This window comes from Nocardia carnea (assembly GCF_029869215.1).
Lineage (GTDB): Bacteria > Actinomycetota > Actinomycetes > Mycobacteriales > Mycobacteriaceae > Nocardia > Nocardia carnea_B.
Genome location: NZ_JARWPM010000147.1, coordinates 1 through 26180 on the forward strand (window position 1 = coordinate 1; position 26180 = coordinate 26180).

Consider the following 26180-nt stretch of genomic DNA (forward strand, 5'->3'; position numbering starts at 1 on the left):
GTGCGGGGGGGCGCGCGGCGTGTGGGTGTTTGAACTTGTTTAATTTTTCGGGCGCTGCGGCGCCCCCCGGCTTTTGCGGGGGGCCGCCGTCGTGTTCGGGGCCGGGTCGACGGCCGTTGCGGTATCGGCGGTGGACGCGGGCGGATCAGGTGTGGTTTGCGCGGCGCACGGGTGGTGGCAGCGGCAGTATGGTCGGCCGACCGGTTCTCGGCGGAAATTCTTCGCCAACCCACTAGAACGTGTTCCAGTTCGTGTCGTAGTGTGGAGGCTGTCACATGAAAGCCCGCGCATGCGAGAGGTCGGACACGAATGAAGACGAAGGGCGCGATCCTGTGGGGGATCGACGAGCCGTGGTCCGTGGAGGAAATCGAACTCGGCGATCCCCGCGCCGGTGAGGTGCAGATCCGGATGGAAACCGCCGGTATGTGCCATTCGGACCACCACATGGTCACCGGTGCCACCCCGATGCCGTCCTTCCCGGCGATGGGTGGCCACGAAGGCGCGGGCGTCATCACCAAACTGGGCCCCAACACTCCGCCCGACCTCGCCGTCGGCGATCACGTGGTGTTGTCGTTCATCCCGGCCTGCGGCCGCTGTCCGGCCTGCGTATCCGGGAACATGGCCTTGTGCGACCTCGGGATGGGCCTGCTCTCCGGGCAGTCGGTCAGCGACGGCAGCTTCCGGATCCAGGCCCGCGGTAAGGACGTCATCCCGATGTGCCTGCTCGGGACGTTCTCCCCGTACATGACGGTCCATCACACCTCGGTGGTCAAGATCGACCCCGAGATCCCGTTCGAGGTGGCCTGCCTCGTCGGCTGCGGTGTGCCCACCGGTTTCGGGTCCTCCACCCACGTCGCCAATGTCATGCCGGGGGAGACCGCGGCCATCGTGGGCATCGGCGGTGTCGGGATGAGCGCATTGCAGGGCGCGGTGCTCTCCGGGGCGCAGAAGGTGGTCGCCATCGACCCCAACCCGTGGAAACTGGAGCAGGCCAAGAAATTCGGCGCCACCCACACCTACGCGAGCATGGCCGACGCCATCATGCCGCTGATGGAGGCCACCGAGGGCCGGATGGCCGACAAGGTCATTCTCACCATGGGCGAGATGCAGGGCGAATACATCGAAGAAGGCCTGATCCTCACCGCGAAGGCCGGCACGCTGGTGGTCACCTCCATGGGCCGGATGGACGCCTTCGATGTGAAGATGAACAACTTCCTGCTCTGCATGCTGCAGAAGACGGTCAAGGGCTGCATCTTCGGCGGCGGCAATGCGCGCCAGGACGTTCCGAAGCTGCTCTCGCTGTACAAGTCGGGTCAGCTGAACCTGGACGATATGGTCACCCGCAGTTATGCGCTGGAAGATATCAACCAGGGCTACCAGGACATGCTGGACGGCAAGAATATTCGCGGCATTATTAAGTACACCGATGCCGATCGCTGAATTCCCGAGGCGGGAGTAACCGGGGGCGCTCGCGGATCGCGCTCCGGGCTGCCGGGCGGTCGCACACCGGCCCGGCGGCCCCGGTTTCGGCCGGATGATCCTGAGCGTGACTCGGCTGCGAGCGCGCAGCCGGGATCGGGATATCGACCCGCCGATGGGCCGGCTACTTCACTCGCGGGGCAGGGGGCGCCCCGGCACAGCGTAGAGGGAGCCCTCCGGCCGACGTGCTCTGCGCTGCACCCGATCGGAGAAATGTCCGGGGTGACGGCGCTCCCGGTCGGTGTCTGTCCGCCGAGTCCGCTGCGTTCTCCGGTTTGTCCGGCGGCGGGGTGCGCACGAGCGCTCGGGCGGATTCCGCGCGAACTGCGCAGTCTCGTAATCTCGGGGGTGTGCGCGCACTCGAGCAGATCCAGCGGTGGCCGGTCCGGAATGCGGCGGCGGGCGTGGTCACCCGTGACGGCCGGTGGTCGGCCGGGGCGCCCGAGCGAGTCTTCCGGCTCGCCTCGGTGACCAAGCCGCTGGTGGCCTATGCGGCGCTGATCGCCGTGGAAGAAGGCGCGATCGAACTCGACCAGCCCGCGGGGCCGGAGGGCTCGACCGTCCGGCACCTGCTGGCGCACACCTCCGGGGTCGCGTTCGACACCACCGATATCCTCGCCCGGCCCGGCGCCAAGCGGATCTATTCGAGTGCCGGTTTCGAATTGCTGGCCGATTTCGTCGCCGGGCACACGGGGATCCCGTTCCCGCAGTACCTGCGCGAGGCCGTTTTCGAGCCGCTGGGGATGCCGGATTCCGAACTCACCGGGTCGGCCGGGCACGGCGCGCATTCCACCCTGGCCGATCTGCTGCGTTTCGCCGCCGAACTGCTCGAGCCACGGCTCATTTCGCCGCAGACCCATGCCGCCGCGACAACCGTCCAGTTTCCCGGCAGCAACGGGGTTCTGCCGGGGTTCGGCTCGCAACGGCCGAACGACTGGGGGCTGGGTTTCGAGATCCGCGACGGTAAATCACCGCATTGGACCGGTACCGCGAACTCGCCACGGACATACGGCCATTTCGGGCAGTCGGGCACGTTCATCTGGGTGGACCCGGAGGTCCAGGTGGCATGTGTCGCCTTGAGCGACGAGAATTTCGGCGACTGGTCGCGTGAAGTATGGCCTCCGTTCAGTGATTCGGTGATCGGCGAGGCCACACTCGCCCGCAACACAGCCGCGCAGTAACACATGTAACACCGGGCACTCGAGTACACTCGGGCAACGCCTTGTCGACGGGATCGTTGGGGAAGACGAGCATCGTCGAAACCGGAGGTGTACGTGGTGCGCGCATCGACTCGATACGCGGAGACGGCGGGTGTGGTCTACATCCACTCGTCGCCCACCGCGCTGTGCCCGCATATCGAGTGGGCGCTCGCGGCCGCGCTCGGGAGCCCCGCCGGACTGCGCTGGACGGCGCAACCCGCGGCACCCGGCCAACTGCGCGCCACCACCGAATGGGTGGGTCCCGTCGGTACGGCCTCCCGGATCGCCCAGTCGCTGCGCTCGTGGCCGGTGCTGCGGTTCGAGGTCACCGAGGATCCCAGCGAGGGGGTCGACGGTGAACGCTACAGTTTCGTGCCGAACCTCGGCCTGTGGCACGGCGCCACCAGTGCCAACGGGGATGTGATGGTGAGCGAGATGCGGCTGCGGGTCATGCTGCAGGCCGCCCGCGAGCTGGGCCGGTATTCGGCCTACGACCTCTCCGCCGAAATCGATCGAGCGCTCGGTACCGCCTGGGACGAGGACCTCGAGGTCTACCGCACCGGCAGCGAGGGTGCCGAGATCACCTGGCTGCGCCGCGACGTGGGCTGAGCACCGCGCCCGGCAGGCGGGCACTGGGTGCTTCCGCCTGTTGCGGGTTCCACCCGGCTCTTGCGTGGCTTACCGCGGTTCCCCGCGGACCCAGCCGCTTGCCGCCAGCACCCGGGTGAGTTCGCGCCAGCGGCGCTGCCGGTGCCGGAACATGAGCCGCGCGAAGAGCCGGACGCCGACCCCGCGCCAGCCGTCCGCCACCTCGATCTCGTCGGTGTATCGGCACCGGTTCTCGTCGAGCGGGGTGAAGGTGAGGCGATGGTTCCATACGCGGACCGGACCGCCGCCCTCGTTGGTGTAGATCTCGGTGGGTCCGAGGTGTATCAGGGTGAGTCGATGGGTCCAGCTCGGGACGAGGCCGAACCACCACAGCCGCGCCGAACCGGAAACCCCCGGCGCGATCGGGTCGGGGAAGTCGAGATCGCGCACGCTCAGCAAGGGTGCGACAACGTATTCGAACAGTTCCGGGCGCTGTGCCAGCAGGCAGGCGTCGCGTGCGGGTATGGGCAGTTCGGTCGACAGCGTGACCTTGCTCATCGGCCCATCATCGCGAATGCCCACGGTCGGGGCAACGGGGTGCGCGCTCCCCGGCGGATTATGGACAATTCGTTACAGAATCCGTTAGGGTCGGATCATGGCACGGCCACGGAGCTTCGAACGCGAACAGGTCATCGAGGCCGCCACGAGTCAGTTCCAGCGGGCGGGCCTGCATGCCACCACTGCGGAAGACCTCTGTCGCGCAACGGGACTCGGGCGCAGCAGCCTCTACAACACCTTCGGTAGCAAGGATGATTTGTTCGCGCAATGTCTCGACGCGTACCTGGACCACACGCTGGCACGTACGGCCGAAGTGGTCGGTGACACCGCCCGGGGGACGCTCGAACGGATCGAGACGTTGCTCCGGCGGGTGGCGGCCGAGGAGTCCGAACGGGCCGCGTCCGGTGCGCCGCGGGGATGTCTCGCGGTGAACACTGTGACCGAACTCGCCGACGATCCCGCGTATGAATCGAGCGTCGAACGGATCGGCCGCGATACGGCGGCGCGACTGGAACTGCTCGCCACGTTGTTGCGGGCCGGTCAGGCGACCGGGGAAATCACCACGAGCATTTCCGCCGAAGGTCTCGCGGCGTTCGTGAACTCGGCGGTCGCCGGGTTGCGGGTGTCGTCGCAGGGCCGGGTCGCGGCGGCGTGGTCCGAGGAGATCATCGCGGCTACCCTGCGCGGGCTGCGGCCGCAGCGGCTGGACGGCTGAGCCGGTATGTGCGGGCAGGCCCTGTGGCGCGGAGCAGTTCTGGACATTTTGTTACAGAATATGCGCCTGCGCTCGACCCGCCGCAGTAAAACTGCGCCGACCGCAACCGCGGCGATGACGGCCCGTGCGCCGCCCTGTGTGGTCGGGTCGGCGTGTGGCGCCGATATGCCGCTGAGTGCCGGGGGTCTCGCGTCCGGGTCAGGTGGCGCCGAGATCCGGGCGCGCCATCGGTCCGCGCCGGCTGAGCGCGCTTTTCGGCAGGCGCGCGAGAGGTGTGCGACGCCCGCCGCGTCCCAGCACTCAACCGGCGGGCGCAGGCTCGGAGTCCTGTGGGAGCGATGCCATCGGCGCCGGATTTTAGAACGTTCATTTCAAAACTAGTCAGGAGAGTTTCGTTGACATCGACCTTGCCCAGCGGTCGCGCACCCGCGGTCCCCGCCGCGGTATATGTGCTCGCCGCCGGCGTCTTCGCCATGGTCACGAGCGAATTCGCCGTCGCCGGCCTCATGCCGCAACTGGCCGAGAGCCTGGACACCGGTATCGCGCAGATCGGGTATCTCGTCACGGTTTTCGCCGTCGCCATGGCGTTGGGTGGCCCGCTGCTCATCCTGGCGCTGCTGCGGATCCCGCCGAAGGCCGCGATCATGATCGTTTTCGTCGTCTTCTTCGCCGGTAACCTGCTGGCGGCGCTGGCTTCCACTTATGCCGTGATGGTGGTGGCCCGGGTGGTGACCGGTATCGCCGCGCAGGCGTTCTTCGGCCTCGCCGTCTCGCTGTGCATGCGACTGGTCGACCCGAGTATCCGCGGCCGGGCGGTGAGTGTCGCGATGAGCGGTCTCATGCTCGGTACCCTGCTGGGCCTGCCGCTGGCCACCTTCATCGGCGGCCGATTCGGCTGGCAGGCGGCGTTCTGGTCGGTCGCCGTCCTCACCGCGGTGGCAGCGGCGCTCACCATGGCTCTCGTCCGCGACCCGGGCGATGCGGGCGCACCGGACAGCGAGACGGAAACGTTCGCGAAGCAACTCGGGGCCTTCCGCAGCCCCGGCCTTCTGCTGGCGTTGGTTTCCAGCACGCTGATCATCGGCGCGACTTTCTCGGTCTTCAGCTTCCTCGCCCCGATTCTCACCCGGACCACCGGCTTCTCCGAAGACGCCGTACCGCTGCTCCTGCTCGCCTACGGCGCCGCCACTCTGCTGGGTAACTACGTCGTCGGCCGGCTGGCCGATCACCACACCGTACCGACGCTACTGGTGGGTACGGTGCTGAATATCGTCTTTCTCCTCGGTTTCGCTCTCGGCGCCGGTTCCCAGTCGCTCGCGGTGCTGTTCATGCTCGGCATCGGTCTCGTCGGCGTCACCATGAACCCCGCGATGGCGGTGCGCGTCCAGCGCGCCGGAGGCACCGGAGTACTCGTGAACACGGTGCACACCTCGTTCATCACGTTCGGCGTCGTACTCGGCTCGGCGATCGGTGCCCGGCTCATTCCCGAATTCGGTTTGCGTGCCCCGATCGTGCTCGGTGTCGTACTGGCGGTACTGGCGGTCGCCGCAATTCTGCCGGCCCTGCGCGCACCGCGTCCGCGCCGCCTTGCGGCGGAATCAGACCCCGTGGCCCGGGAGGAACAAGTCGTGGATGCCTGACGGAGCGTGCCGTCCGGCCGCCGCAGCCATCAACTGCAACGTGATCGAACCGGCCGATGCCGTACCCGAAGCCATCGACCCGCCATCCGCCATCCGTCGTGCAGCTATAGGAGCTGCGCGAAGACCGCTCAGTTGAAGATTTCTTCTGCGGATGGAGCGGTGGTCGCGCGGTCGAGCCAATCACGGAGAAGATTGAGGTCCGTGCAGGACTCGACCCTGTCCCGGATCTCGGGGCTTACCGTAAGCCCACGGCGCTCCAGGACCCTGATGACACTGCCCGCAGCCTCCTCGGCACGGCCTTCGTCGCGAATGCGTTCGGTGGTCACCGTGCGGATCATCGACGAAGTCAGGGTCATCAGGTGCCTCCAAGTGTCTCCGGCCGGGGTCTTCCCGAGGCCGGCTTCGGTGAGCAGGGCGAATACTTCGGCGTCGCTCTCGTCGATGCTCTGCAGCGCGCCGGCCAGTGCCTTCAGTATGGCACCGATACACGGGTCGTTCACGTGGGTGATGGCGGAAAGCGCGGCCAACGGGACATCGGCTGTCGCCTCTGCTGGATCGGTCACGATCGGGACGTTGTGGGGGCCGAGGACCAGCGGAAAGACGACGAAGCTGGTCCGGCCGTTCGATGCTGCGGTAATCGGTCTGTCCGCCCAGCGTGCGATTTTCTCGTCCTGACAGATCACCAGCAGGTGCGGAACGAGTTTGTACCGGTTGTGTAAGTAGGTCAGGTAGTAGGGCCACGAAATGAGCTTGTCGGCGTCCTCACTGCGCTGGGCCTCCACTGCCAGCAGAAAGATCTCGTCCCGCGTCGTGATGCGAAGAAGCGTGTCGATCCGGCGTTCGAGAGGCTCTATCTCGGTGACATCGGTCGGCAGTATCTCGACCGATGTCCGGTTCCCCGAACGGCAGATTCAGTTCGTGGATGGCGCGGGCGAACACACCAGGATCGTCTCGGAAGATCCGATGCATCGCCTCATGCTGGGCTCCGACCATGCGGCAAAGTTAGAGATGGATGGCTGTGTAGCCATATTGCGTACGGCGTGTGCTGTGGAATCGGCGTGTCGCGGGCGGATGAGCTGTTGCGCGATGCGGGCATCGAATACGGGCCGGATCGATGCGCCCGGGCTGTTGTTCGTGGGCTGGGACACATGGTCGCGTGCCGGATATGAGTACGTTCGGCCTAGACTGCACCGGATGAGCTGGTGAGATTTCGCAGAACTCTCACACCCGGTACGAGCGACGGTGGGTAACGCGGTCGGGACCAAGGGTGAGTCGATGAATGACAGCAAAACACTGCGAGCCTGGTGGGGCGATCCCGTCGATTACCGCTGGCTGATCAGGACCCTGGCGGCCCGATCCGCCCTGGGGCCGCTGAAGATACTGATCGGCGTCGCGGGTGCGGTGATCGCGGTGATGGGCGCGGTGATCGCGGGCTCGCCGGTGGGACCGCCCGGCAACCCCGGTGTGGCATCGACGATCGGAGTGGTGTCCGGGGCGCTGTGGGCACTGCGCTGGTGGTTGCTGCCCTGGCCGGGCAAGACCGAATCGCTGCTGCTCATCGCCTTCGCCGACGTGCTGTTCACCATGGAGTTCCTGCAGGTGCAGGACCGGCTGTTCGGCGCGATGGGTGCGGTGCTGCTGCTGATCACCGGCAGCTACGTGGGGTTTTTCCACAGCGCCCGGGTGCTGGCCGCGCATTCGGTGTGGTCGGTGCTGTCGGGGATCGCGTTCGCGGTGCGGATCGCCACCGGGGGTGGAGATATGCGGCTCGCCGTCGCGGTCGGGCTGCTGCTCGTGTCGGCTGTCAGCGTGCTGCCGGCACTGCAGCTCATGTACTGGCTGCTGCGCACCGAATCGCTGTCGGATCCCCTTACCGAACTGCTCAACCGCCGTGGCCTGGAGAGCCGGCTGCCGCAGCTGGTGGAGCGGTATCCCGCGATCTGCGTGATGACCTTCGACCTCGACCGTTTCAAGAGCGTCAACGACACCTGGGGTCACCGCGTCGGCGATACGGTGCTGGTACGGACGGCCCGCCGCCTGCACGATGCCGCGGGGGAGGCGGCGGTGGTGGCGCGTACGGGCGGGGAGGAGTTCGTGGTCGCTGCCCCCATCACCGTCGTGGCCGCCCGCGCCGAAGCCGAACGCCTGCGCAGCGCCGTCGCCGAACCGCCGGAAACCACGGTGGAGGTCACCGCGAGCGTGGGCGTTGCGATCTTCGACGCGACGGTTTGCCCGCAGTGCCCGCGCCCGACCCCCGACCGTCTCCTGCAATCCGCCGACGCCGCCATGTACCGGGCCAAACAGTCCGGCGGCAACCTGGTGGTGGTCGACGAACTCACCCCGCCGCAGGGCCACCGGCACCCCGTGCCCGGATAGCGCGGCCGAGGTCGGTTCGGGATGGGCGCAGCCGGGGCGGTGTTCTCGGTACGCCTGCCGGCCGGCGCCCTCCAGCAGTGCTGCCGCAGGTCAGACCTTCGCAGGCCGCCGTGACCCAGAACTGTCCCCGGCAAGCGGGAGACTACGCAGGGACAGCGCGGCCGGTGGTGGTAGTGGCCCGTCGGCGGCGTCGGCCCGGAACGACTGGAGCAGGTAGGCCACCAGCCGTCGCGACGCCGCGCGGTCGTCCGGTAGCGCGGTGACCAGGCCGCAGTGGGCCAGCATGACCACGGCGAGATCGGAAGGCCGGAAATCGGCCCGCAGCGCGCCGGACGCCTGCGCCCGGCGGATCAGAATCATGAGGTCGCGCTCGGCGTGCTCGCGAGCCTGTGCGTGTTCGGCCGTGGTCTCCGGGAAGGCCGCGACGAACGCGGCCGGGAACCCGCGCTCCTCGCGCTGCAGTTCGCACACCGTTTCGATCAGGTGCTGAAAGCCCTGCCAGGGGTCGGCGCAGGCCAGGGCTTCGGTAAGCGCTCGCGCGCAGGTGTGCATCTGCTGGGCGTACGCGCCGCGGACCAAGGCGTCCCGGGTGGGGAAATGCCGGTAGAGGGTCGCCACGCCGACACCGGCGCGCCGGGCCACGGTCGCCATCGGGGCGTCTATCCCGTGCCGGGCGAAGACCGCCCGGGCCGCGCCGAGGATGCGTTCCCGGTTGCGCCGGGCGTCGGCCCGCACCCCGGTGGGCTCGGTGATCCGAGAGGATTCGGCCATCGGTATCTCTCGCTTCCCGCATAAACGGACGGTTCCGTCCGTTTGAGAGCCTACGGTCGGAGCCGGTTCCCCGCACAGTCCCGGCAGAGGTAGGACGATGAACGACCGCATGATGAAAGCAGTGCTCTTCGACCGCTACGGCGGTCCCGAAGTGCTCTATGTGGGCCGGGTACCGCGACCCGACCCGGCGCCCGGCGAGGTACTGGTGAAGGTGCGTGCGTTCAGCGTCAACGGCGGCGAACTGACCGCCCGTGCCGGTCGCGTCCGGCTGCTGACCGGCCGGAAGTTTCCCCAGCGCGTCGGGTTGGACTTCACCGGCGAGGTCGCAGCGCTGGGCAGGGGCGCGAGTGGGGTCGCGGTGGGGGACCGGGTGTGGGGAGTCCTCGGCCGCACCGCCGGGTTCGGCAGCGCGGCCGAATACGTGACCGTCCCCGCCGCGCGGCTCGGCCGCGTCCCCGCCGGGCTGGACATGGTGGCCGCCGCCGCGTTACCGGTGGCCACCACCGCGGTCACCGCGCTGCGCGACAAAGCCGGCCTGCGCCCCGGCGAAACCCTGCTCGTCCGCGGTGCGGCGGGCGGGGTCGGCAACGCCGCCGTACAACTCGGCCGCGCGGCCGGTGCCCAGGTCACCGCCCTGGCTCGGGCCGCCAACCTCGGCTTCGTCCGTGACCTCGGTGCCCATCGTGCCCTCGACCACCGAACCGTCCGTCCAGAGGACCTGGGCCGCTTCGATGTCGTGCTGGATACCGTGGGCTCCGGCATGCGGACCTACCGCCGCCTGCTGAACCCCGGCGGACGGATGGTCACCATCGCCTTCGACCCGGCCCGCGCCGCGACCTCCCTCGGCTATATCTTGGCCAGCGCCGTGCACGGGTCCGGCCGGGTGCGTTTCTTCAGCGGCAACCCCCAGCGCGAGGATCTCGACGACCTCGCCCGCCACGTGCTCGAACACAAGCTGCGCCCCGCAGTGGACACAGTTTTCCCCTGGAGGAGACGGCCGCGGCGCATCGGGCGCTGGAAGCCGGCGGGGTGCAGGGCAAATATGTGGTCGAAGTCGGGTAGAGGGGCAGCAGGGGAAGCCGTTGCCGATCCTTCCCGAGCCGGTTTCGACGCGCCCTCCAGGAGGAGAGCGATACCCCGTTCGTCTACTGGGGCATCGACACACTGTTCGGCCTGATCCCTCCGAATTGGGGCGGTGGCGCGACGGCCCACTCAGCCGCGAGTGATTCTGGTACGACCGCACCATCCCGCCGGACGGCGGCCACCCGGTTGTGGTCATCCGCTACGGTCCCGTCGGCCGGCGAATACTGCACTCCGCGTGCACCGCGGCCGCCGCCTTCGCCCACGGCGGCGACAACCTTGTCATCGACGAAATGCTCCTGAGCCCAGACCTGCTGCCGGTCTGGAGTGAAGCACTGGCCGGCCTGGACGTGCGGCTCGTCGCCGTCACCTGCCCGCTGGAGGTCGCCGAGCAGCGGGAAAGGGTCGCAAGAACCCGGCCGGATTGGCCCGGGGACACTTCCATGCAGTACACGGTCACGGCTACCCCTACGACTTGGTCGTCGACACAACCACGGGAACCCCGGCGGGGCCGGCGAGAATCGTCCTGCGGCTCGGCACCGAACGTAGTTGGGGTCCGTCCGATGGATGGGACAGGCTCCGGCTCGACGGGCCGCGAAGCAGGTATCGGGCCCATGCGGTCGCGGAGCTGTCCGATCGGTGCTTCGGGGCGATCGCGGTGCAGTCGGACCGCCTCGGCCTCAACCCGCCTTTGTGCGCGGCCCGAGCGCTCCTTTTGACGAGCGCCCGGGCTGCGCGATCAGAGGCGTCCAGCTTGCGAGCAGCGCGAAATCTGCTCGTGCCATGTGTTTTCGACCGGCCGAGCGATGGTCAGCTCGGCGTGCACTGCTTCCATGTCATGACGTCGCCCGTACCGATCAACCGGGCTGGCAGTCGAAGCCCTCCACGACGGTATCCTCTTCCGAATAAACCTCGCCCCGTGCACAGGTCACCCGTTGCCCCTGCGGCGTAGTGATCACCAGTTGGCCTACTTCGCCCTCCTCCGGCGCAACGTCATTGTCGGCGTGGCAGTGCCGGGCGAGCACATTCGCCCGGCCGTCACCGCTATCGGCTCCTGGCTGCACGATCCCGCAGCGGTAGGCCGGCACGTCTTGGGCCTGGGCCACCGGCACAGTGAGCGCCCATCCTCCGGAACCGAACACGGCGGCCATGACGCACCCGGTCAGTACTCGCGAACAACGCACAGCACCTACTCCTCTCGACGTACCGAAGGCCACCGCCGGTCGGCCGGGCCCGTTGTGCGCCCCGAAGCCTAGGAACCCGCGGCCCCGTACCCGTGGACCTACGGATAGCGCGGGGTTTCCGCTGCCCTCCGCGTACGCCGCTCGAGTGCCCCTTCGATGAGTGCCCGGGCTGCGCCGTTGTAGGCCGCCAACAGGCGGCGGTATTGGTGTGGGCGGTGTGTAGGCCGAAACGGTGACCGGCGATCGACGGGTGCGCAAGGATGGCCCGAGGGTGACGAGGGAGGAACGGATTCATGAGCGACGAATTCACCGGCGTCGACTGGGATGCACCACCCACGGGCCACGATTACGAGGTGTTGCCGGACGGGCGCGTGCCGGTCTATGTAGCACTCACCGTCGGCGACGACGCCCATTGTGTGACGCCCTGGCACAACTACGAAGCGCCGCTGGTGCTGTCGGCTGCTGTGATGGGCCGAGACTGCGATATGCCCGCGGGTGAGGTCGTCGGCCGGGAGTTCACCGCCGCGGGTTCTCGGGAGGAGCCGCTACACGATTTCCGGTTGGTCCACGATCCACGCCTGTAGCGGGTGGCCGCGGTGTTCCGGTGGTGGATCGGGTCACGGGACACCACGGCAAGGCCGCGATAGGTTCTCGTGCGGGATCAGTCCTTGCGGATCCAGGCGGGCGTGATTCGGATCTCGCTGAGTCGCCAGCCCGCCGAAGTCCGGACCGCGGTGGAGGTCTGGGGCAGGCCCGCTGTTTGGTGCGGAGGCCGGCCCTCGCGGTAATAGAACACCAGCGAGTTCGTTTCGACCACTGCCCGGTCGCCGTCTACGGTCGCCAGTAGGTCGGTGGTGGTGTGCTGGGAGTGCTCCCCGTCGACCTCGGCGCCGCGCATGTACTCGACGACCTTGTCGATCCCGCGGACTTGGATTCGGGGTGAGTCGACCTGCACGTCGGCGGCGAACACGGTGCCGGCATCGTCCCAGCGCCGCTCGTCGAGCAGGCGCGCGAAGCGGGTGAACAGGTCGGCGATCTCGATACGGTCGGCGGTCGAAGCGGAGGTGGGCATGGCACTGTCTTTCGTCGGTGTGGCGGAGATGTGGCCCTCGGGTGAGGCCGTGTCGTCGGTGCCGCAGGCGGTGGCGGTGAGGGTGAGCGTGAGGGCGGCGGCGCAGGTAGCGACGGCCCGGAACAACATGTGCCGCATAGTCTTTCTCGATTCCGAATCGGTCTAGAGTGCCCGGGCCAGCGGTGCGGTCAGCGCCACCGGGGATACGTCGAGCCGGTCGAAGCGCCAGCCGCCGGTGCCGCGCCGTGCCCGGTAGCGGTGGATCGCGGCCGCGACGGACTCCGACTTGTCGTCGAGGACGTAGACGGCGAGGTCGTGCGCCTGCACCGTTGCGGTGTCGCCGGCGATCTCGATCACGAGGTTGCTCTTGATGTGCAGGGTGCGGGCGTACGCGTCGTGCCCCTTGCGTGCGAGGGTGGTGAGTGCCTCGATGCCGTGCGCTTCCCCCCGGATGGAAGTCACCACGACGTCCTCGGTGAAGAGCCGGTCGGTACCGGTGCAGCCCTCGTCGACCCACAGGCTGTGGCGGGCGACCAGTTCGGCCAATTCGGCGCGGTCGGTGAGGTCGCGGATCAGAGCTTCGGTGCCGGCCATGGCGGTCTCCTTCAATCTGTTAGTGCCACTAACGTTAGTGACATAAACGAATGTAGATCGTTAGTGGCACTAACGCAAGCGCGGTAGGCTCTGGGCATGGAGACCGGCGAGGAACTGCGCTTCGATCACGGTGACGGCACCCCGACGCGGCTGAAGGGGCAGCTGTCACGCCTCACCTCGATGACGGCCGCGCAGATGACACGTGTCTCGCGCGAGGCGCTGCATGCCGCGGGGGCGCGCAAGGACCACTTCGTGGTGCTGGCCGCGCTCGCCGATTTCGGTCCGGCGAGCCAGGCGGCTCTGTCCGAGCGGACCGGGGTGTACAAGAGCGACCTCGTTTCCGTCCTCAACGACCTCGAGAACGGCGGGTGGGTTCGCCGCGCACCCGACCCTGCCGACAAACGTCGCAATGTCATCACCATCACCGAGTCGGGGGAGCGCCGCCTCACCGAACTCGACGGAGTCCTCGACGGTGTCAACAACCACATCATGGCCCCGCTCGACCACGAGGAGAGGGTGCAGCTTTTCCTGCTGCTCAATCGCATCAACGCCCACCTCGCCACCACGGCGGGTGGCACCGGACTATCGGGTTGAATTGCCGGCGATCCGGAAATCTTGGCGTAGACGTGGCGGATTGAGGATCATGTCTCGCCTGGGTGCGGGACTGCGTCTTCGTGGTGAGTGCCCGTAGTTTCGTCCAGATTCCGGTTGATCATCTGGTGGATTTCGCCGGTCTGCAGTTCCAGCTCTGTGATGTCCTCTCGACGTTCCGGGAACACGGCACGCAAATGATCCAGGCGGGTCTGGGTGTCCTGCAACGCTGCTTGTAGCAGGGTGGCGCGGTCTTCGGCGATCTCGGCGCGCTGGGCTGGGGTTACGTGGGCGAGCGTGGGCTCCTGACGCGGTGCGAAGAGCACCAGTGGTTCGCCGTCAGGGCCGTGCGAGTCCATCAGCCGCCGGTATTCGCCCCAGTCGCCGGCGGTTATCGGGTTCCAGTGTGCCAGCGGTGGATGCTCGACACCCATGTCGCGTAGGTGTGCCTGATCGAAATGCAGGAAATTCTCTTCGGGTGTGAGCCTGCGCCCGTCGGCGTGGCGGATATCGAACAGGTCGTGATCCCCGGTGAGCGGCCGCATTTCACCCTCGGCGTCACGTCCGTACACCACCCCGTCGTGCACCTGGAAGCGGCCGGCGCCGATGTGGGCCGCCATGTTCGGCTGCAGCGTCCGGTATTCGTGCATGCGCTGATCCAGCCTGGCTCGCAAGCGATTCCAGTGCTGCTCGGGGATGGTGCCGCGCTCAGGAAGGCGTAGATCGCCCGGCCCGGACTCGGGGAACCGAAAGTATCCGACCAGGCCCTGCCTGTCGGCCGGGGCGCCGAGTTCGACATCGAGCGCATTGATCGTCTTCAACTTGATCAGCTCCGGTTTACCGGGTGAGCCGTCCTGGATCCACCGCACCGAGTCCGGATTCGTCGGCCGCACATAGATCATCAAGTCGTTTCGGTCGGCGTAGGCCTGGAACTCCTGCTGCCGCGCGGCTGGGATGCCGTACCGCGATTCGATCTCCTGCGGGCGTATTACAGGCCCGGTGCCCCTGCCGTCACGACTATCGACTGTGGGAGGGTCGAGACGAGCCGCCCCGATACGTTCCGGCACCGCCGGACCCCCGCCTGCATCCTTCTCGACAGGATGAACAAACCTTTCCTTGTAGAAAGGCTTCGCGATGGTTTCGCCCGCCCTCTTGACACTGTGGTTCAGGCTTTCGAGGGCTTGAAGCATCGCCCTGATCGCGCCGTTGCTCACTTTCCGACCGGCCAGTGCCCTGCGGTGGACGGCTGTGGCGCGCCGAGGGTTACGGCAGCGACGGTGAGTCCGCCGGCGTAGCGGACTTCGCCCGGTTCGCGGTCGGCCTGCCGGTTCCGGCGGTCGTGGGAGCCGCAGTCCCACCGGCATCGGCAGACGAACTCGGGGTGCCGGCTCTGCTGGGTGTGTGCCCGGAGTTCCCGCACGGCCGGCACATCGGGGCGAAGCTCCCGGATGACCTCATGCACCCGGTGCCGGTGCGCGCGGCCCTCACTGCTGGTGTCGAGACCATAGTCGAGCAGGTTGTAGCTCACAAACCGCATCGGCCTCTCCCTCCACGATCCGCGATCGCCTCACTGGTTGCCTGCTTCGGGGCCGGTTTCCCGCGTGACCGCGATCTTGCCCGAGTCTCTCGGCTCCTGCATGCGGAGCTGAACCGCCCACTCGGTGCCCCCGCCCCGGGCCGGGAAACACAGGCAGTTCATGCCCGGCTCCAGCCGGACGAGCAGGACGTGTGAGGTACCCGCACGGTCCCGGTTCTGCCGGTGATGTCGCCTTGTGCGACCAGCTCGCCGATCGCGGCAGCGGCGATGGGCCAGTACACGCGTACCGGCGGCACGTTGTCTCACGCGCGGAAGAAAGGAATGATGCGCCCTATGAAATACACCGTCTCCATCGAGATCGCCCTGCCGCGGGAGAAGGTGGTCGAGCTGCTCGCGGATCCGGTGCATCTGCCGAAATGGCTGCGGGGCCTGGTGCTGCACGAGCCGCTGAGCGGGGAGCACGGGCAACTCGGTACGAAGTCGCGGGTCGTGCTGGAGATGGGTAAGCGGAGGATGGAGTGCACCGAGACCATCACCCGCCGGGAACCGGCAGATCTGCGCGATATCCCGGAAACGGCCGTCGTCCATTTCGACCGCGAGATCGTCGGCCCGGGTATGTGGAGCGTCGAGCGCGACCGGCTGACCGACGCCGGCGAGGATAAGACGCTCTGGGAGGCCGAGAGCGAATACCGGTTCAAGAGTGTTGTGATGAAGGTGCTGGGACGTCTGCTGTCGGGCTCCTTCCGTAAGCAGTCGCTACAGCACATGCAGGACTTCAAGGCGTTCGCCGAGCAGGGAAAGGACGTCCGCGACGCGACGGACTGAATATCGATGTACCCGGCCGCGCGTTGGCGAGTCCGGCTGCTTGCTCGGCTGCCTCGTCGAGGTGTGGCGCCGGGTCACCGCCGAGCGCGGCCACCACAAGCGCTCTCGGCCGATCGACCGAAGACCAAGTCTGTTTCCTGCCGATGATGCGGGGGCGCCGCACCAATCCACGTCGTCCCGACCAGCGAAAACCATCTGTCGTTCGTCGTGTTGTCCGACGGCCGTGGTCCGGTGTGTAGGTAGCCGGAGTCCGGGTATCCGCCGTCCGCAAACCTACGATTCGGAGGTCTCGTCATGAGGACATGGCTTACCCGTCTGTGCGTCTCGGCAGCTGCGGCGGGAGCGGTCGCGGTTGCCGCGGCGGGGCAGGCAAGTGCGGCGCCTGCGAGCGTGACGATCAACGGCAGCATGCAGGTCTTGGGTCTGAACGTCCTGCGCGTCGATGCGCAAGGACAAGGAGACGGACCCGCTACCGGCACGTACAGTGCGACCGGGCAGCTCGGAAACACGCCGCTGCCGGTGAAGGTTACCGGCCCGGTTACCTGCCTACGGGTGCAGGGCAATACGGTGTCGCTGGTGTACCCGATCACCACCGCCCAGCCGGTGATGGTCTTCGCACCGGATTCGATGGCCATACAAATTACCGTGGCCAAGGGGCAGGACGGCGCACCGAACATGATCGGATACGGCGTCCCGATGCCGACCAGCTCATTCCGTGACTGCATGCCTGGGCCCACGCCACTGGTGTTCGACGGAACAATCGAAATCAGGTGACACGGTAGAGCGGACTGTTGCTCCGCGCGGCGTCACGATCCGGCCAGCTTGCTGCGGGGATGGCTCGGAGACCCAGATGCGCCGCACCTGGCGAAGTAGGCAGGCGGCGTCCAAGGGCGCGTTGGGTGCGCCGAGCCGGCGCTTCCTGGTGGGCGCAGACGGGTTCGAACCGCCGACCGCTGGTGTGTAAAACCAGAGCTCTACCGCTGAGCTATACGCCCGTAGCCCCCGGAGCGTTGTCCGGGGGGAACGGTCTATGAATCTAGCGCGGCGAGCGCTTTCTCCCAAGCCGCCTGGTCACGGGGCTCTCCGGGGCCGTTCATCTCCGAGAAACGGATGATTCCTTCGCGGTCGACGACGAAAGTGCCGCGGTTGGCGAAGCCCGTGGTGTCGTTGAAGACGCCGTAGTCCTGGGCGACCTTGCCGTGCGGCCAGAAGTCCGACAGCAGGGGGAAGGTGTAGCCCTGTTCCGCGGCCCAGATCTTGTGGGTCGGCGGGGGGCCCACCGAGATCGCGATGATCTCGGCGTTGTCGTTCTGGAAGCGCGGCAGTTCGTCGCGGACCTTGCACAGCTCGCCCTGGCAGATGCCGGTGAAGGCGAGCGGGTAGAAGACGATCAGGACGTTCTTCTTGCCGCGGTAATCCGACAGCGAGACTTCCTGATTGTTCTGGTCCTTGAGTGTGAACTCCGGCGCCTGGGTGCCTACTTCGAGGGGCATGGATCTCCTCCGAATCTCCTGCCGCCCATCCGGTCCACGGAGGTGCGGCACAGCTGTGGGCGGCTCAGCGCTGTTTGGTCGGCGCCTTGGGCTGTACCAGCCGGCTGGCGGACCATTCCCCGAGTTTGATCGCCGAGGTCTGCGTGAGACCGGCCGTCGGTGCGGCTTCGGCGATCTCACTGGGATCGACGTGCCCGTCGTTACCGGTCTTGGGGGTCAGCACCCAGATGAAGCCGTCGTCGGCCAGGGGGCCGATCGCCTCCATCAGCTCGTCGACCAGGTCGCCGTCGCCGTCCCGCCACCACAGCAGGACGACATCGATGACCTCGTCGGAGTCCTCGTCCAGCAGTTCACCGCCGGAGGTCTCCTCGACGTCGGCCCGGAGGTCGTCGTTGGTGTCCTCGTCCCAGCCCAGCTCCTGGACAACCATGCCGTGGGTGATGCCAAGCTTCTGAGCGAAATTCTGATCGTCCGCCGCGGCGACCACGGTGGCGTCCTCCTCAACTCCCGACTACAAGATATCTGCAAGCGAACATGGTTATCGGCCCTAACGCAAGCCGATCGGGTAGATCGAATTTCTGATGTCGCGACAAAACCCTGGTGACGGGCCATAAGGATCAGCCGGGGCAGGCATCGCGGACTACGTTGCGCGCGTCGTTCACGCGCCGGCTCGCCTCGTTGAGCGGACCGACGGGGGAGGTGTAGGTCATCGCGCCGGTGGCCTGGGACAGCGCGCGGGCCGCGTTCACGTACTCGACCAGTTTCGCCTTCAGATCCTCGGGCAGATTCGTGCCGGCGGCGTCGGCCCGGCCCTGCACCTGGTTCGCGGCGTCGTTCAGCGCGGTCACGGCCGCGTCGCGTTTGGCGTCGTAATCGGGGGCGTTGCTGTCGTGGGCATCGACGAACTCGTTGTACTTGGTCACCCCGGCGCCGGTGGTGCCGGGGAACAAGGTGCAGTTGTCGGCGATGGCCCGGTCGCGGGCGGCGGCGATCTGCGACGAGGTGGCGGCCGCGGCCGAGGAGGAGGCCAGGTTGCGGTAGGCGGTGGCCTCGGCGGCGTTCGGTGTCGCGACACCTTCGATCCGGTTCGCGCAACCCGCCAGGGTCACGCCCGTGACCAGTGCCGCCGCGGCGCATACCAGCCCGAATCGGCGCGGGTCCAGCCCTTGCATCGTCCTCCGACTCCTCGGTTACCACTGCGTAGCCCTGCCTGTCGAACGGTACTGGATGGTCGGCTGACATGATGATGTGGGACGCGCCACGCAAGGACGCGGGCGCGCCCGGACAAGTCGTCACGGGTGATCCGCACACCAGCGGGCCATCCGGGGTTACCGCAGCCATCAGCTCGACCACCCCCTGTACGAGGAGCAGTTTTGACCGATCTGATCCACTCTGGCGCCCCGGCGGAATCCGCTGAGCCGGGTTCCGCTCCCACCCCCCGCGACGCCCACGGCGCGCCGCCCGGTGGCCGAGTCCGCGTGATTCGTGAAGGAGTGGCTTCCTACCTACCGGATATCGACCCGGAGGAAACCAGCGAATGGCTCGAATCCTTCGACGAGATGCTCGAGCGCGAAGGCCCGGGCCGGGCCCGCTACCTGATGCTGCGGCTGCTCGAGCGCGCCGGTGAGCGGCGGGTTTCCATTCCTTCGCTGACGTCTACCGATTACGTCAACACCATCCCCACCGAGAACGAGCCCTGGTTCCCCGGCGACGAGGAGACCGAGCGGCGCTATCGGGCGTGGATCCGCTGGAACGCGGCCATCATGGTGCACCGGGCACAGCGCCCGGGGATCGCGGTCGGCGGGCATATCTCGACCTACGCGTCGTCGGCGGCGCTGTACGAGGTCGGGTTCAACCATTTCTTCCGCGGTAAGGACCATCCCGGCGGCGGCGATTCGATCTTCATCCAGGGTCACGCCTCGCCCGGTATCTATGCCCGCGCCTTCCTCGAAGGCCGGCTGTCCACCGACCAGCTCGACGGTTTCCGCCAGGAGTACAGCCACGGCGGCCTCGGCAAGGGTCTGCCGTCGTATCCGCATCCGCGGCTGCTGAGCGATTTCTGGGAATTCCCCACGGTATCGATGGGCCTGGGCCCGATGAACGCCATCTACCAGGCGCGGTTCAACCACTACCTGCACGATCGCGGGATCAAGGACACCTCCGACCAGCACGTCTGGGCGTTCCTCGGCGACGGCGAGATGGACGAGCCCGAATCGCGTGGCCTCGCGCATGTGGCGGCGATGGAGGGTCTGGACAACCTGACCTTCGTGGTGAACTGCAACCTGCAGCGCCTGGACGGCCCGGTGCGCGGTAACGGCAAGATCATCCAGGAACTGGAATCGTTCTTCCGGGGCGCCGGCTGGAATGTCATCAAGGTGATCTGGGGCCGGGAGTGGGACGCGCTGCTGGGCGCCGACCGCGACGGCGCGCTGGTGAACCTGATGAACACCACCCCCGACGGCGACTACCAGACCTACAAGGCCAACGACGGCGCCTACGTCCGCGACCACTTCTTCGGCCGTGATCCGCGCACCAAAGCGCTGGTGCAGGATCTGTCGGATCAGGAGATCTGGAACCTCAAGCGCGGCGGTCACGACTATCGCAAGGTGTATGCCGCGTACGCGGCGGCGCTGGCGCACAAGGGCCAGCCCACGGTGATCCTCGCGAAGACCATCAAGGGCTACACCCTGGGTAAGCATTTCGAGGGCCGCAATGCCACGCACCAGATGAAGAAACTGACCCTGCAGGATCTCAAGGACTTCCGGGATCTGCAGCGGATCCCGATCAGCGACGCCGAGCTGGAGAAGGATCCGTATCTGCCCCCGTACTACCACCCGGGTCCGGACACCAAGGAGATCCAGTACATGCTGGATCGCCGCAAGGCGCTCGGTGGTTTCCTGCCGGAACGCCGGACGAATATCGCACCGCTGAAACTGCCGGGCGACGAGGCGTACAAATCGGTGCGCAAGGGGTCGGGCAAGCAGAACGTGGCCACCACCATGGCCTTGGTGCGGCTCATGAAGGAGCTGTTGCGCGATAAGGAGATCGGCAAGCGGATCGTGCCGATCATCCCGGACGAGGCCCGCACCTTCGGCATGGACTCGTGGTTCCCGTCGCTGAAGATCTACAACCGCAACGGCCAGCTCTACACCTCGGTCGACGCGGAACTGATGCTCGCCTACAAGGAGAGCACCGTCGGGCAGATCCTGCACGAGGGCATCAACGAGGCCGGGTCCACCGCCTCGTTCACCGCGGTCGGCACCTCGTACGCCACGCACGGTGAGCCGATGATCCCGCTCTACATCTTCTATTCGATGTTCGGGTTCCAGCGCACCGGTGACGGGCTGTGGGCCGCGGCCGATCAGCTGGCCCGCGGATTCGTGCTCGGCGCGACCGCCGGGCGGACCACGCTCACCGGTGAGGGCCTGCAGCACAACGACGGGCATTCGCTGCTGCTGGCGGCCACCAATCCCGCCGTGGTGTCCTACGATCCGGCGTTCTCCTTCGAGATCGCCCATATCGTGCGGGACGGGTTGCGCCGGATGTACGGCGGGACGCCGGGCGTAGATGGCTTCGGCGGGGAGAACATCTTCTACTACCTCACCCTGTACAACGAGCCCTACCAGCAGCCGGCCGAGCCCGAGGACCTGGATGTGGACGGCCTGCTCAAGGGCATCTACCTGTACCGCAAGGGCGGGGCGGGGGATGTGCGCGCGCAGATCCTGGTCTCCGGCGTCACCGTGCCCGACGGCCTGCGGGCCCAGCAGCTGCTGGCCGAGCACTGGGGTGTGGCCGCCGACGTCTGGTCGGTCACCTCCTACGGCCAGCTGCGCCGCGAGGCCCTCGAACTGGAGATCGAGGCCCTGCACCATCCGGGTGAGGATCCGGGCCAGCCCTATATCGCCCGGGCGCTGGCCGGTGCCGAAGGGCCCTTCGTGGCGGCCTCGGACTGGATGCGCGCGGTGCCGGACCAGATCCGCAAATGGGTGCCGGGCGATTTCACCACCCTGGGCACGGACGGGTTCGGTTTCTCCGATACCCGCCCGGCCGCGCGCCGCGTGTTCAACGTCGACGCCGAATCCATCACCGTCGCCGCATTGGCGGGACTTGCCCGGATGGGCAAGATGGATGCCGCCAAGGCCGCCGAGGCCGCGGCCCGGTACCGGATCGACGATGTAGCCGCCGCGGAGACGTTCACCGCCGGCGGGGCAGGAGACGCGGAGTGACGACAACTCGATGATCGAACGCAGACCACCGCGGCCCCGCCGGGTCACCGAGGGCTCCTCCCAGCACGAGGTGTATCTGCCGACCGGTGCGCTGTCGCCGAACCGGCAGACCCGCGACCCCCTTCCGGACACACTGCTCAAACGCGTCAAGCAGTTCTCCGGGCGGCTCTCCACCGAGGCGGTGGGGTCGATGCAGGACCGGTTGCCGTTCTTCGCCGATCTGGACGCCGCGCAGCGCGCGGGCGTGCAGATGCTGGTGCAGACCGCGGTGGTCAACTTCCTGGAATGGCTGCAGGACCCGGACAGTGATATCCGGTTCAGCCTCGACGCCTTCCAGGTGATTCCACAGGATCTGGCGCGGCGGCTGACGCTGCGCCAGACCGTGGACATGGTGCGGGTGGCCATGGAGTTCTTCGAACAGTGGCTGCCCGCGCTGGCGCGTAACGATCGCCAGCTGGTGGCGCTCACCGAGGCGGTGCTGCGATACGGGCGTGAGCTCGGTTTCGCGGCCGCCTCGGTGTACGCCAGCGCGGCCGAATCCCGGGGTGCCTGGGATACCCGGCTGGAGGCGCTGGTGGTGGACGCGGTGGTACGTGGGGACACCGGCCCGGACATGCTCTCCCGGGCGGCCACGTTGAACTGGGACGCCACCGCGCCCGCCACGGTGCTGGTGGGCACCCCGCCGCTGGATCAGGGTGTCTCGGTGGTGGGCGCCGTGCACACCATCGCGGCCCGGCACGGACGCGCGGCGTTGGCGGTGGTGCAGGGGTCGCGGCTGGTGATGGTGGTGAGCGGTCATCTGGATCCACCGCATTCCTCGTCGTTCATGGACGATCTGCTCACCGAGGCGTTCTCCGACGGTCCCGTGGTGATCGGGCCCACCACCCGCACGCTGGGTGCCGCCCACAACAGCGCGCTCGAGGCGCTGGCCGGGATGGAGGCCGTGATCGGCTGGCGCGATGCCCCGCGACCCGTGCACGCGATGGAACTGTTGCCCGAACGTGCCCTGCTCGGTGATCGAGCTGCGGTGGACGCACTTGTCGAGTACCTTGTCCTTCCGTTGGCCTCGGCCGGTTCCGCCCTGGCGGACACCCTCGATGCCTACCTGGAGTGCGGCGGTGCGGTCGAGATGTGCGCTCGGCAACTGTACGTTCATCCAAATACTGTCCGGTATCGCCTGAAGCGGATCAGTGAAGTCACGGGTCGTGATCCATTGAATCCGCGCGACGCCTACGTGCTGCGAATCGCCGCCACAGTGGGCCGGCTGACACGAACTCGTAACGAATCGTCAACATCTGTACCAGAAGAATCTTTTGTCCCAATCGACAAAGATGGGCTGTAACGGCTGGGACGTTTCGGTCGATCCGGACACCCCACGCGGGCTTTTGTGGGGACCATACAAAAGCCGTCCGCAAGCTTCATTCGCGTCGACATCTCGCGAGAGTGCCCTCACAGTGTTTTCTTAGGTACGTGATCGCGTTGTTCGCCCCTGGACAGGGCTCTCAGACACCCGGCATGCTCGCGCCCTGGCTCGACCTGCCGGGCGCGCATGACCGCCTCGCACTGTGGTCGAAGGAATCGGGTCTGGATCTGGTCCGGCTCGGCACCGAGGCGACCGCCGAAGAGATCACCGACACCGCGGTGACCCAGCCGCTCGTGGTCGCGGCCGCGCTGCTCGCCTACGCCGAGATCGGCGAGAACCGGGTACCGGCCGGCACCATCGTGGCCGGCCATTCGGTGGGTGAACTCGCCGCCGCCGCTGTCGCCGGAGTGATCTCCGCCGACCAAGCGGTTACCCTGGCAGCTATCCGCGGTGCCGAAATGGCGAAAGCGTGCGCGCTCGAGCCCACCGGTATGTCCGCGGTGCTCGGCGGCGACGAGGCCGCCGTGCTGGCCCGGCTCGAAGAACTGGAGCTGGTGCCCGCCAACCGCAACGCCGCCGGTCAGATCGTGGCGGCCGGCCGGCTCGATGCCCTCGCCGAACTGGCGGCGAATCCGCCGGAGAAGGCGCGCGTGCGGGCACTGCCGGTGGCGGGTGCGTTCCACACCGAGTTCATGGCGCCGGCCCAGCAGGCGGTAGCGGCGGCGATCGCCGAGATCACCCCGCACGAGCCCACCCGGACACTGTTGTCCAACGCCGACGGTAAGCCGGTCGAATCCGGTGCCGACGCGGTGGCTAAGCTCGCCGCGCAGGTCACCCGGCCCGTCCGGTGGGACCTGTGCACCGAAACGGTCCGGCAGGCCGGCGTTTCGGCGGTGGCGGAGCTGCCACCGGCGGGAACCCTCGTCGGCATTGCCAAACGGGAGCTCAAGGGCACCCCCAACCTGGCGCTGAAAACGCCCGAGGACATCCCCGCGCTGGCCGGGCTCACGAGCACCGGCTAGCTTGCCTGCGGCCGTGTTTTCCCGACCCCCGGGAAGTCACGGCACCCGAACGGCGTAACCGATCGCCGGTTCGGCCCGACAAAACCTGTAGAGCCCTACACGGAAGAAACAAGAAGGGAGCCACGAAGTGGCCGCTCTGACCCAGGAACAAATCGTCGAGGAACTCGGCAAGATCATCGAAGAGGTGACCGGTATCGAGCCCTCCGAGGTGACGATGGAGAAGTCCTTCGTCGACGACCTGGACATCGACTCCCTGTCGATGGTCGAGATCGCGGTGCAGATGGAGGACAAGTACGGCGTCAAGATCCCGGATGAGGATCTCGCCAGCCTGAAGACCGTCGGCGACTCCGTCGCCTACGTCCAGAAGCTCGAGGCCGAGAACGCCGAGATGGCCGCCGAGCTCAAGGCCAAGTTCGACAGCGCCGAGTAGGGCCGACACCGTGACCACTCCTTCCACCTTGAACGGGAACTTCCCGAACGTCGTCGTCACGAGCCTGGCGGCGTCCACGTCCATCGCGGGTGACGTCGATGCGACGTGGAAGGGACTCCTCAACGGCGAGAGCGGAATCGACGTTCTCGAGGATTCCTTCATCGAGGAATACGACCTTCCCGTCCGCATCGGCGGCCACCTCAAGGTCCGTCCCGAAAGCTTGCTGAGCCGGGTCGAGATCCGCCGGATGGCCTACGTCGAACAGCTCGCGACCGTGCTCGGTCGCGAGGTGTGGCGCAATGCGGGCAGCCCGGAGGTCGATCCGGACCGGCTGGGTGTGGCCATCGGCACTGGACTAGGTGGCGGTGACGCGCTCATCGATTCGGTCGACAAACTGAAGAACGGGGGCTATCGCAAGATCTCGCCGCTCGCTGTTCAGATGGTCATGCCGAACGGGCCGTCCGCCGTCGTCGGTCTCGAGCTGCAGGCCCGGGCAGGAGTGGTCACTCCGGTCTCGGCATGCTCGTCCGGTTCGGAGGGCATCGCCAACGCCTGGCGGATGATCGTCATGGGTGACGCCGATATCGTCGTCACCGGTGGCGTCGAAGGGTTCATCGATGCGGTGCCGATCGCGGCGTTCACCATGATGCGCGCGATGAGCACCCGCAACGACAATCCGAAGGCCGCCTCGCGTCCGTTCGACAAGGACCGTGACGGTTTCGTCTTCGGTGAGGCCGGCGCGCTGATGGTCATCGAGACCGAGGAGCACGCCAAGGCGCGCGGAGCCACCATCCACGCCCGCCTGCTCGGCGCCGGGATCACCTCCGACGGTTTCCACCTGGTCGCACCCGACCCCGAGGGCACCGGCGCCGCGCGCGCCATGACCCGGGCCATGCAGACCGCGGGGCTGACCAAGAAGGACATCACCCATATCAACGCGCACGCCACCGCCACCCCGATCGGCGATACCGCCGAGGCGAAGGCGATCAACAAGGCCGTCGGCAACCACGCCTCGGTCTACGCGCCCAAATCGGCGCTCGGTCATTCGATCGGTGCCGTCGGCGCGCTGGAGTCGGTGCTCACGGTGCTGAGCATCCGGGACGGTATCGTGCCGCCCACCCTGAACCTGGACAACCAGGATCCCGAGATCGACCTCGACGTGGTGAAGGGCGAAGCCCGCCGCCAGGAGATCGAGTACGCGATCAACAACTCGTTCGGTTTCGGTGGGCACAATGTCGCGCTCGCCTTCGGTCGGGCCTGACGGCCTTTCGGACCTGACCGAATAGATTCGACGACCCAGTGCGGGGGGGGGGGGGGGGGGGGGGGGGCGCCCCCCCCCGGGGGGGGGGGCCCCGGGGGCGGGCGGCGGCCCCCCCCCACACGGGGGGGGGGCGCGGGCGCCACAAGCCCCCGCCCCCCCCCCCCCCCCCCGCCCCC

General features: G+C 67.4%; 28 protein-coding genes and 1 tRNA gene. 17 read left to right on the forward strand and 12 right to left on the reverse strand.

Annotated features, from left to right (window positions below; all coding sequences use genetic code 11):
• The first annotated feature begins 309 nt into the window (after positions 1-309).
• The 3 genes from QH276_RS09510 (at position 310) to QH276_RS09520 (ending at position 3287) form a co-directional block, all read left to right on the forward strand.
• On the forward strand, positions 310-1440 hold the full coding sequence (locus tag QH276_RS09510; RefSeq protein WP_280397941.1) for an NDMA-dependent alcohol dehydrogenase: 1131 nt from the start codon (positions 310-312) through the stop codon (positions 1438-1440).
• 389 nt (positions 1441-1829) lie between these two features.
• The gene (locus QH276_RS09515; protein WP_280397940.1) at positions 1830-2660 is read left to right on the forward strand and encodes a serine hydrolase domain-containing protein; all 831 of its coding nucleotides are present in this window, start codon (positions 1830-1832) and stop codon (positions 2658-2660) included.
• Between the two features lie 96 nt (positions 2661-2756).
• Positions 2757-3287 (forward strand): DUF3145 domain-containing protein, encoded by a 531-nt coding sequence (locus tag QH276_RS09520; protein WP_280397939.1) that lies wholly within the window; start codon positions 2757-2759, stop codon positions 3285-3287.
• Positions 3288-3356: 69 nt separating this feature from the next.
• Here QH276_RS09520 and QH276_RS09525 read toward each other — a convergent pair whose 3' ends face one another.
• Positions 3357-3824, reverse strand: a complete 468-nt coding sequence (locus QH276_RS09525) for a hypothetical protein (RefSeq protein ID WP_280397938.1) — start codon at positions 3822-3824, stop codon at positions 3357-3359.
• 97 nt (positions 3825-3921) lie between these two features.
• On the opposite strand from QH276_RS09525, the gene QH276_RS09530 reads away from it, so the two are divergent.
• Both QH276_RS09530 and QH276_RS09535 read left to right on the forward strand, forming a co-directional pair.
• Positions 3922-4539 carry a TetR/AcrR family transcriptional regulator gene (locus tag QH276_RS09530; RefSeq protein ID WP_280397937.1) on the forward strand — a complete coding sequence of 206 codons (618 nt, stop codon included), beginning with the start codon at positions 3922-3924 and terminating at the stop codon, positions 4537-4539.
• A 395-nt stretch (positions 4540-4934) separates the two neighbouring features.
• Positions 4935-6179 (forward strand): MFS transporter, encoded by a 1245-nt coding sequence (locus QH276_RS09535; RefSeq protein WP_280397936.1) that lies wholly within the window; start codon positions 4935-4937, stop codon positions 6177-6179.
• Between the two features lie 128 nt (positions 6180-6307).
• Here QH276_RS09535 and QH276_RS09540 read toward each other — a convergent pair whose 3' ends face one another.
• Complete coding sequence (locus QH276_RS09540; RefSeq protein ID WP_280397935.1) at positions 6308-6961, reverse strand: hypothetical protein; 654 nt, start codon at positions 6959-6961, stop codon at positions 6308-6310.
• Between the two features lie 493 nt (positions 6962-7454).
• On the opposite strand from QH276_RS09540, the gene QH276_RS09545 reads away from it, so the two are divergent.
• Positions 7455-8555 carry a GGDEF domain-containing protein gene (locus QH276_RS09545; protein WP_280397934.1) on the forward strand — a complete coding sequence of 367 codons (1101 nt, stop codon included), beginning with the start codon at positions 7455-7457 and terminating at the stop codon, positions 8553-8555.
• Positions 8556-8645: 90 nt separating this feature from the next.
• Here QH276_RS09545 and QH276_RS09550 read toward each other — a convergent pair whose 3' ends face one another.
• The gene (locus tag QH276_RS09550) at positions 8646-9326 is read right to left on the reverse strand and encodes a TetR/AcrR family transcriptional regulator (protein WP_280397933.1); all 681 of its coding nucleotides are present in this window, start codon (positions 9324-9326) and stop codon (positions 8646-8648) included.
• Positions 9327-9423: 97 nt separating this feature from the next.
• Here QH276_RS09550 and QH276_RS09555 point away from each other — a divergent pair, with 97 nt between their 5' ends.
• On the forward strand, positions 9424-10503 hold the full coding sequence (locus QH276_RS09555) for an NAD(P)-dependent alcohol dehydrogenase (protein WP_280397932.1): 1080 nt from the start codon (positions 9424-9426) through the stop codon (positions 10501-10503).
• A 94-nt stretch (positions 10504-10597) separates the two neighbouring features.
• Positions 10598-11125, forward strand: a complete 528-nt coding sequence (locus QH276_RS09560) for a phosphotransferase-like protein (protein ID WP_280397931.1) — start codon at positions 10598-10600, stop codon at positions 11123-11125.
• A gap of 138 nt (positions 11126-11263) precedes the next feature.
• On the opposite strand, the gene QH276_RS09565 is transcribed toward QH276_RS09560, so the two are convergent.
• Entirely contained in the window at positions 11264-11590 is a 327-nt protein-coding gene (locus QH276_RS09565) for a hypothetical protein (RefSeq protein ID WP_280397930.1), read from the reverse strand.
• Positions 11591-11883: 293 nt separating this feature from the next.
• Between QH276_RS09565 and QH276_RS09570 the strand changes: the two genes are divergently transcribed.
• Positions 11884-12174 (forward strand): hypothetical protein, encoded by a 291-nt coding sequence (locus QH276_RS09570; RefSeq protein WP_280397929.1) that lies wholly within the window; start codon positions 11884-11886, stop codon positions 12172-12174.
• Positions 12175-12251: 77 nt separating this feature from the next.
• Here QH276_RS09570 and QH276_RS09575 read toward each other — a convergent pair whose 3' ends face one another.
• A complete protein-coding gene (locus tag QH276_RS09575; RefSeq protein ID WP_280397928.1) occupies positions 12252-12791 on the reverse strand; it encodes a nuclear transport factor 2 family protein in 540 nt (179 codons plus the stop codon).
• Positions 12792-12824: 33 nt separating this feature from the next.
• Entirely contained in the window at positions 12825-13256 is a 432-nt protein-coding gene (locus QH276_RS09580; protein WP_280397927.1) for a nuclear transport factor 2 family protein, read from the reverse strand.
• 96 nt (positions 13257-13352) lie between these two features.
• Between QH276_RS09580 and QH276_RS09585 the strand changes: the two genes are divergently transcribed.
• Positions 13353-13850 (forward strand): MarR family winged helix-turn-helix transcriptional regulator, encoded by a 498-nt coding sequence (locus QH276_RS09585; protein WP_280397926.1) that lies wholly within the window; start codon positions 13353-13355, stop codon positions 13848-13850.
• 47 nt (positions 13851-13897) lie between these two features.
• Here the strand turns inward: QH276_RS09585 and QH276_RS09590 are convergent, their stop codons facing one another.
• Together QH276_RS09590 and QH276_RS09595 are read right to left on the reverse strand one after the other, a co-directional pair.
• Positions 13898-15061, reverse strand: coding sequence for a hypothetical protein (locus QH276_RS09590; protein WP_280397925.1), 1164 nt, complete (start codon positions 15059-15061; stop codon positions 13898-13900).
• On the reverse strand, positions 15058-15384 hold the full coding sequence (locus QH276_RS09595; protein ID WP_280397924.1) for a hypothetical protein: 327 nt from the start codon (positions 15382-15384) through the stop codon (positions 15058-15060). The genes QH276_RS09590 and QH276_RS09595 overlap by 4 nt, the downstream gene beginning before the upstream one ends.
• Positions 15385-15717: 333 nt before the next feature.
• Here QH276_RS09595 and QH276_RS09600 point away from each other — a divergent pair, with 333 nt between their 5' ends.
• Positions 15718-16209 (forward strand): SRPBCC family protein, encoded by a 492-nt coding sequence (locus QH276_RS09600; RefSeq protein WP_280397923.1) that lies wholly within the window; start codon positions 15718-15720, stop codon positions 16207-16209.
• Positions 16210-16599: 390 nt separating this feature from the next.
• Positions 16600-16983, forward strand: coding sequence for a hypothetical protein (locus QH276_RS09605; RefSeq protein ID WP_280397922.1), 384 nt, complete (start codon positions 16600-16602; stop codon positions 16981-16983).
• A gap of 146 nt (positions 16984-17129) precedes the next feature.
• Here QH276_RS09605 and QH276_RS09610 read toward each other — a convergent pair.
• The 4 genes from QH276_RS09610 to QH276_RS09625 form a co-directional block, all read right to left on the reverse strand.
• Positions 17130-17204: transfer RNA gene (locus QH276_RS09610), tRNA-Val, on the reverse strand.
• A 33-nt stretch (positions 17205-17237) separates the two neighbouring features.
• Entirely contained in the window at positions 17238-17702 is a 465-nt protein-coding gene (locus tag QH276_RS09615) for a peroxiredoxin (RefSeq protein ID WP_280397921.1), read from the reverse strand.
• A 64-nt stretch (positions 17703-17766) separates the two neighbouring features.
• Positions 17767-18189, reverse strand: a complete 423-nt coding sequence (locus QH276_RS09620; protein ID WP_280397920.1) for a DUF3052 domain-containing protein — start codon at positions 18187-18189, stop codon at positions 17767-17769.
• Positions 18190-18319: 130 nt separating this feature from the next.
• Positions 18320-18874 carry a hypothetical protein gene (locus QH276_RS09625; RefSeq protein ID WP_280397919.1) on the reverse strand — a complete coding sequence of 185 codons (555 nt, stop codon included), beginning with the start codon at positions 18872-18874 and terminating at the stop codon, positions 18320-18322.
• 306 nt (positions 18875-19180) lie between these two features.
• Between QH276_RS09625 and aceE the strand changes: the two genes are divergently transcribed.
• From aceE to QH276_RS09650, 5 genes are all read left to right on the forward strand, one after another.
• Positions 19181-21928 (forward strand): pyruvate dehydrogenase (acetyl-transferring), homodimeric type, encoded by a 2748-nt coding sequence (gene aceE / locus QH276_RS09630; RefSeq protein ID WP_432278587.1) that lies wholly within the window; start codon positions 19181-19183, stop codon positions 21926-21928.
• Between the two features lie 10 nt (positions 21929-21938).
• Positions 21939-23270 (forward strand): PucR family transcriptional regulator, encoded by a 1332-nt coding sequence (locus QH276_RS09635; protein WP_280397917.1) that lies wholly within the window; start codon positions 21939-21941, stop codon positions 23268-23270.
• Between the two features lie 128 nt (positions 23271-23398).
• Entirely contained in the window at positions 23399-24313 is a 915-nt protein-coding gene (locus QH276_RS09640) for an ACP S-malonyltransferase (RefSeq protein ID WP_280397916.1), read from the forward strand.
• 127 nt (positions 24314-24440) lie between these two features.
• Positions 24441-24743: a meromycolate extension acyl carrier protein AcpM gene (gene acpM, locus QH276_RS09645; RefSeq protein ID WP_280397915.1), complete on the forward strand. Its 303-nt coding sequence runs from the start codon at positions 24441-24443 to the stop codon at positions 24741-24743.
• 10 nt (positions 24744-24753) lie between these two features.
• On the forward strand, positions 24754-26004 hold the full coding sequence (locus tag QH276_RS09650; RefSeq protein ID WP_280397914.1) for a KasA/KasB family beta-ketoacyl-ACP synthase: 1251 nt from the start codon (positions 24754-24756) through the stop codon (positions 26002-26004).
• Positions 26005-26180: the final 176 nt, after the last annotated feature.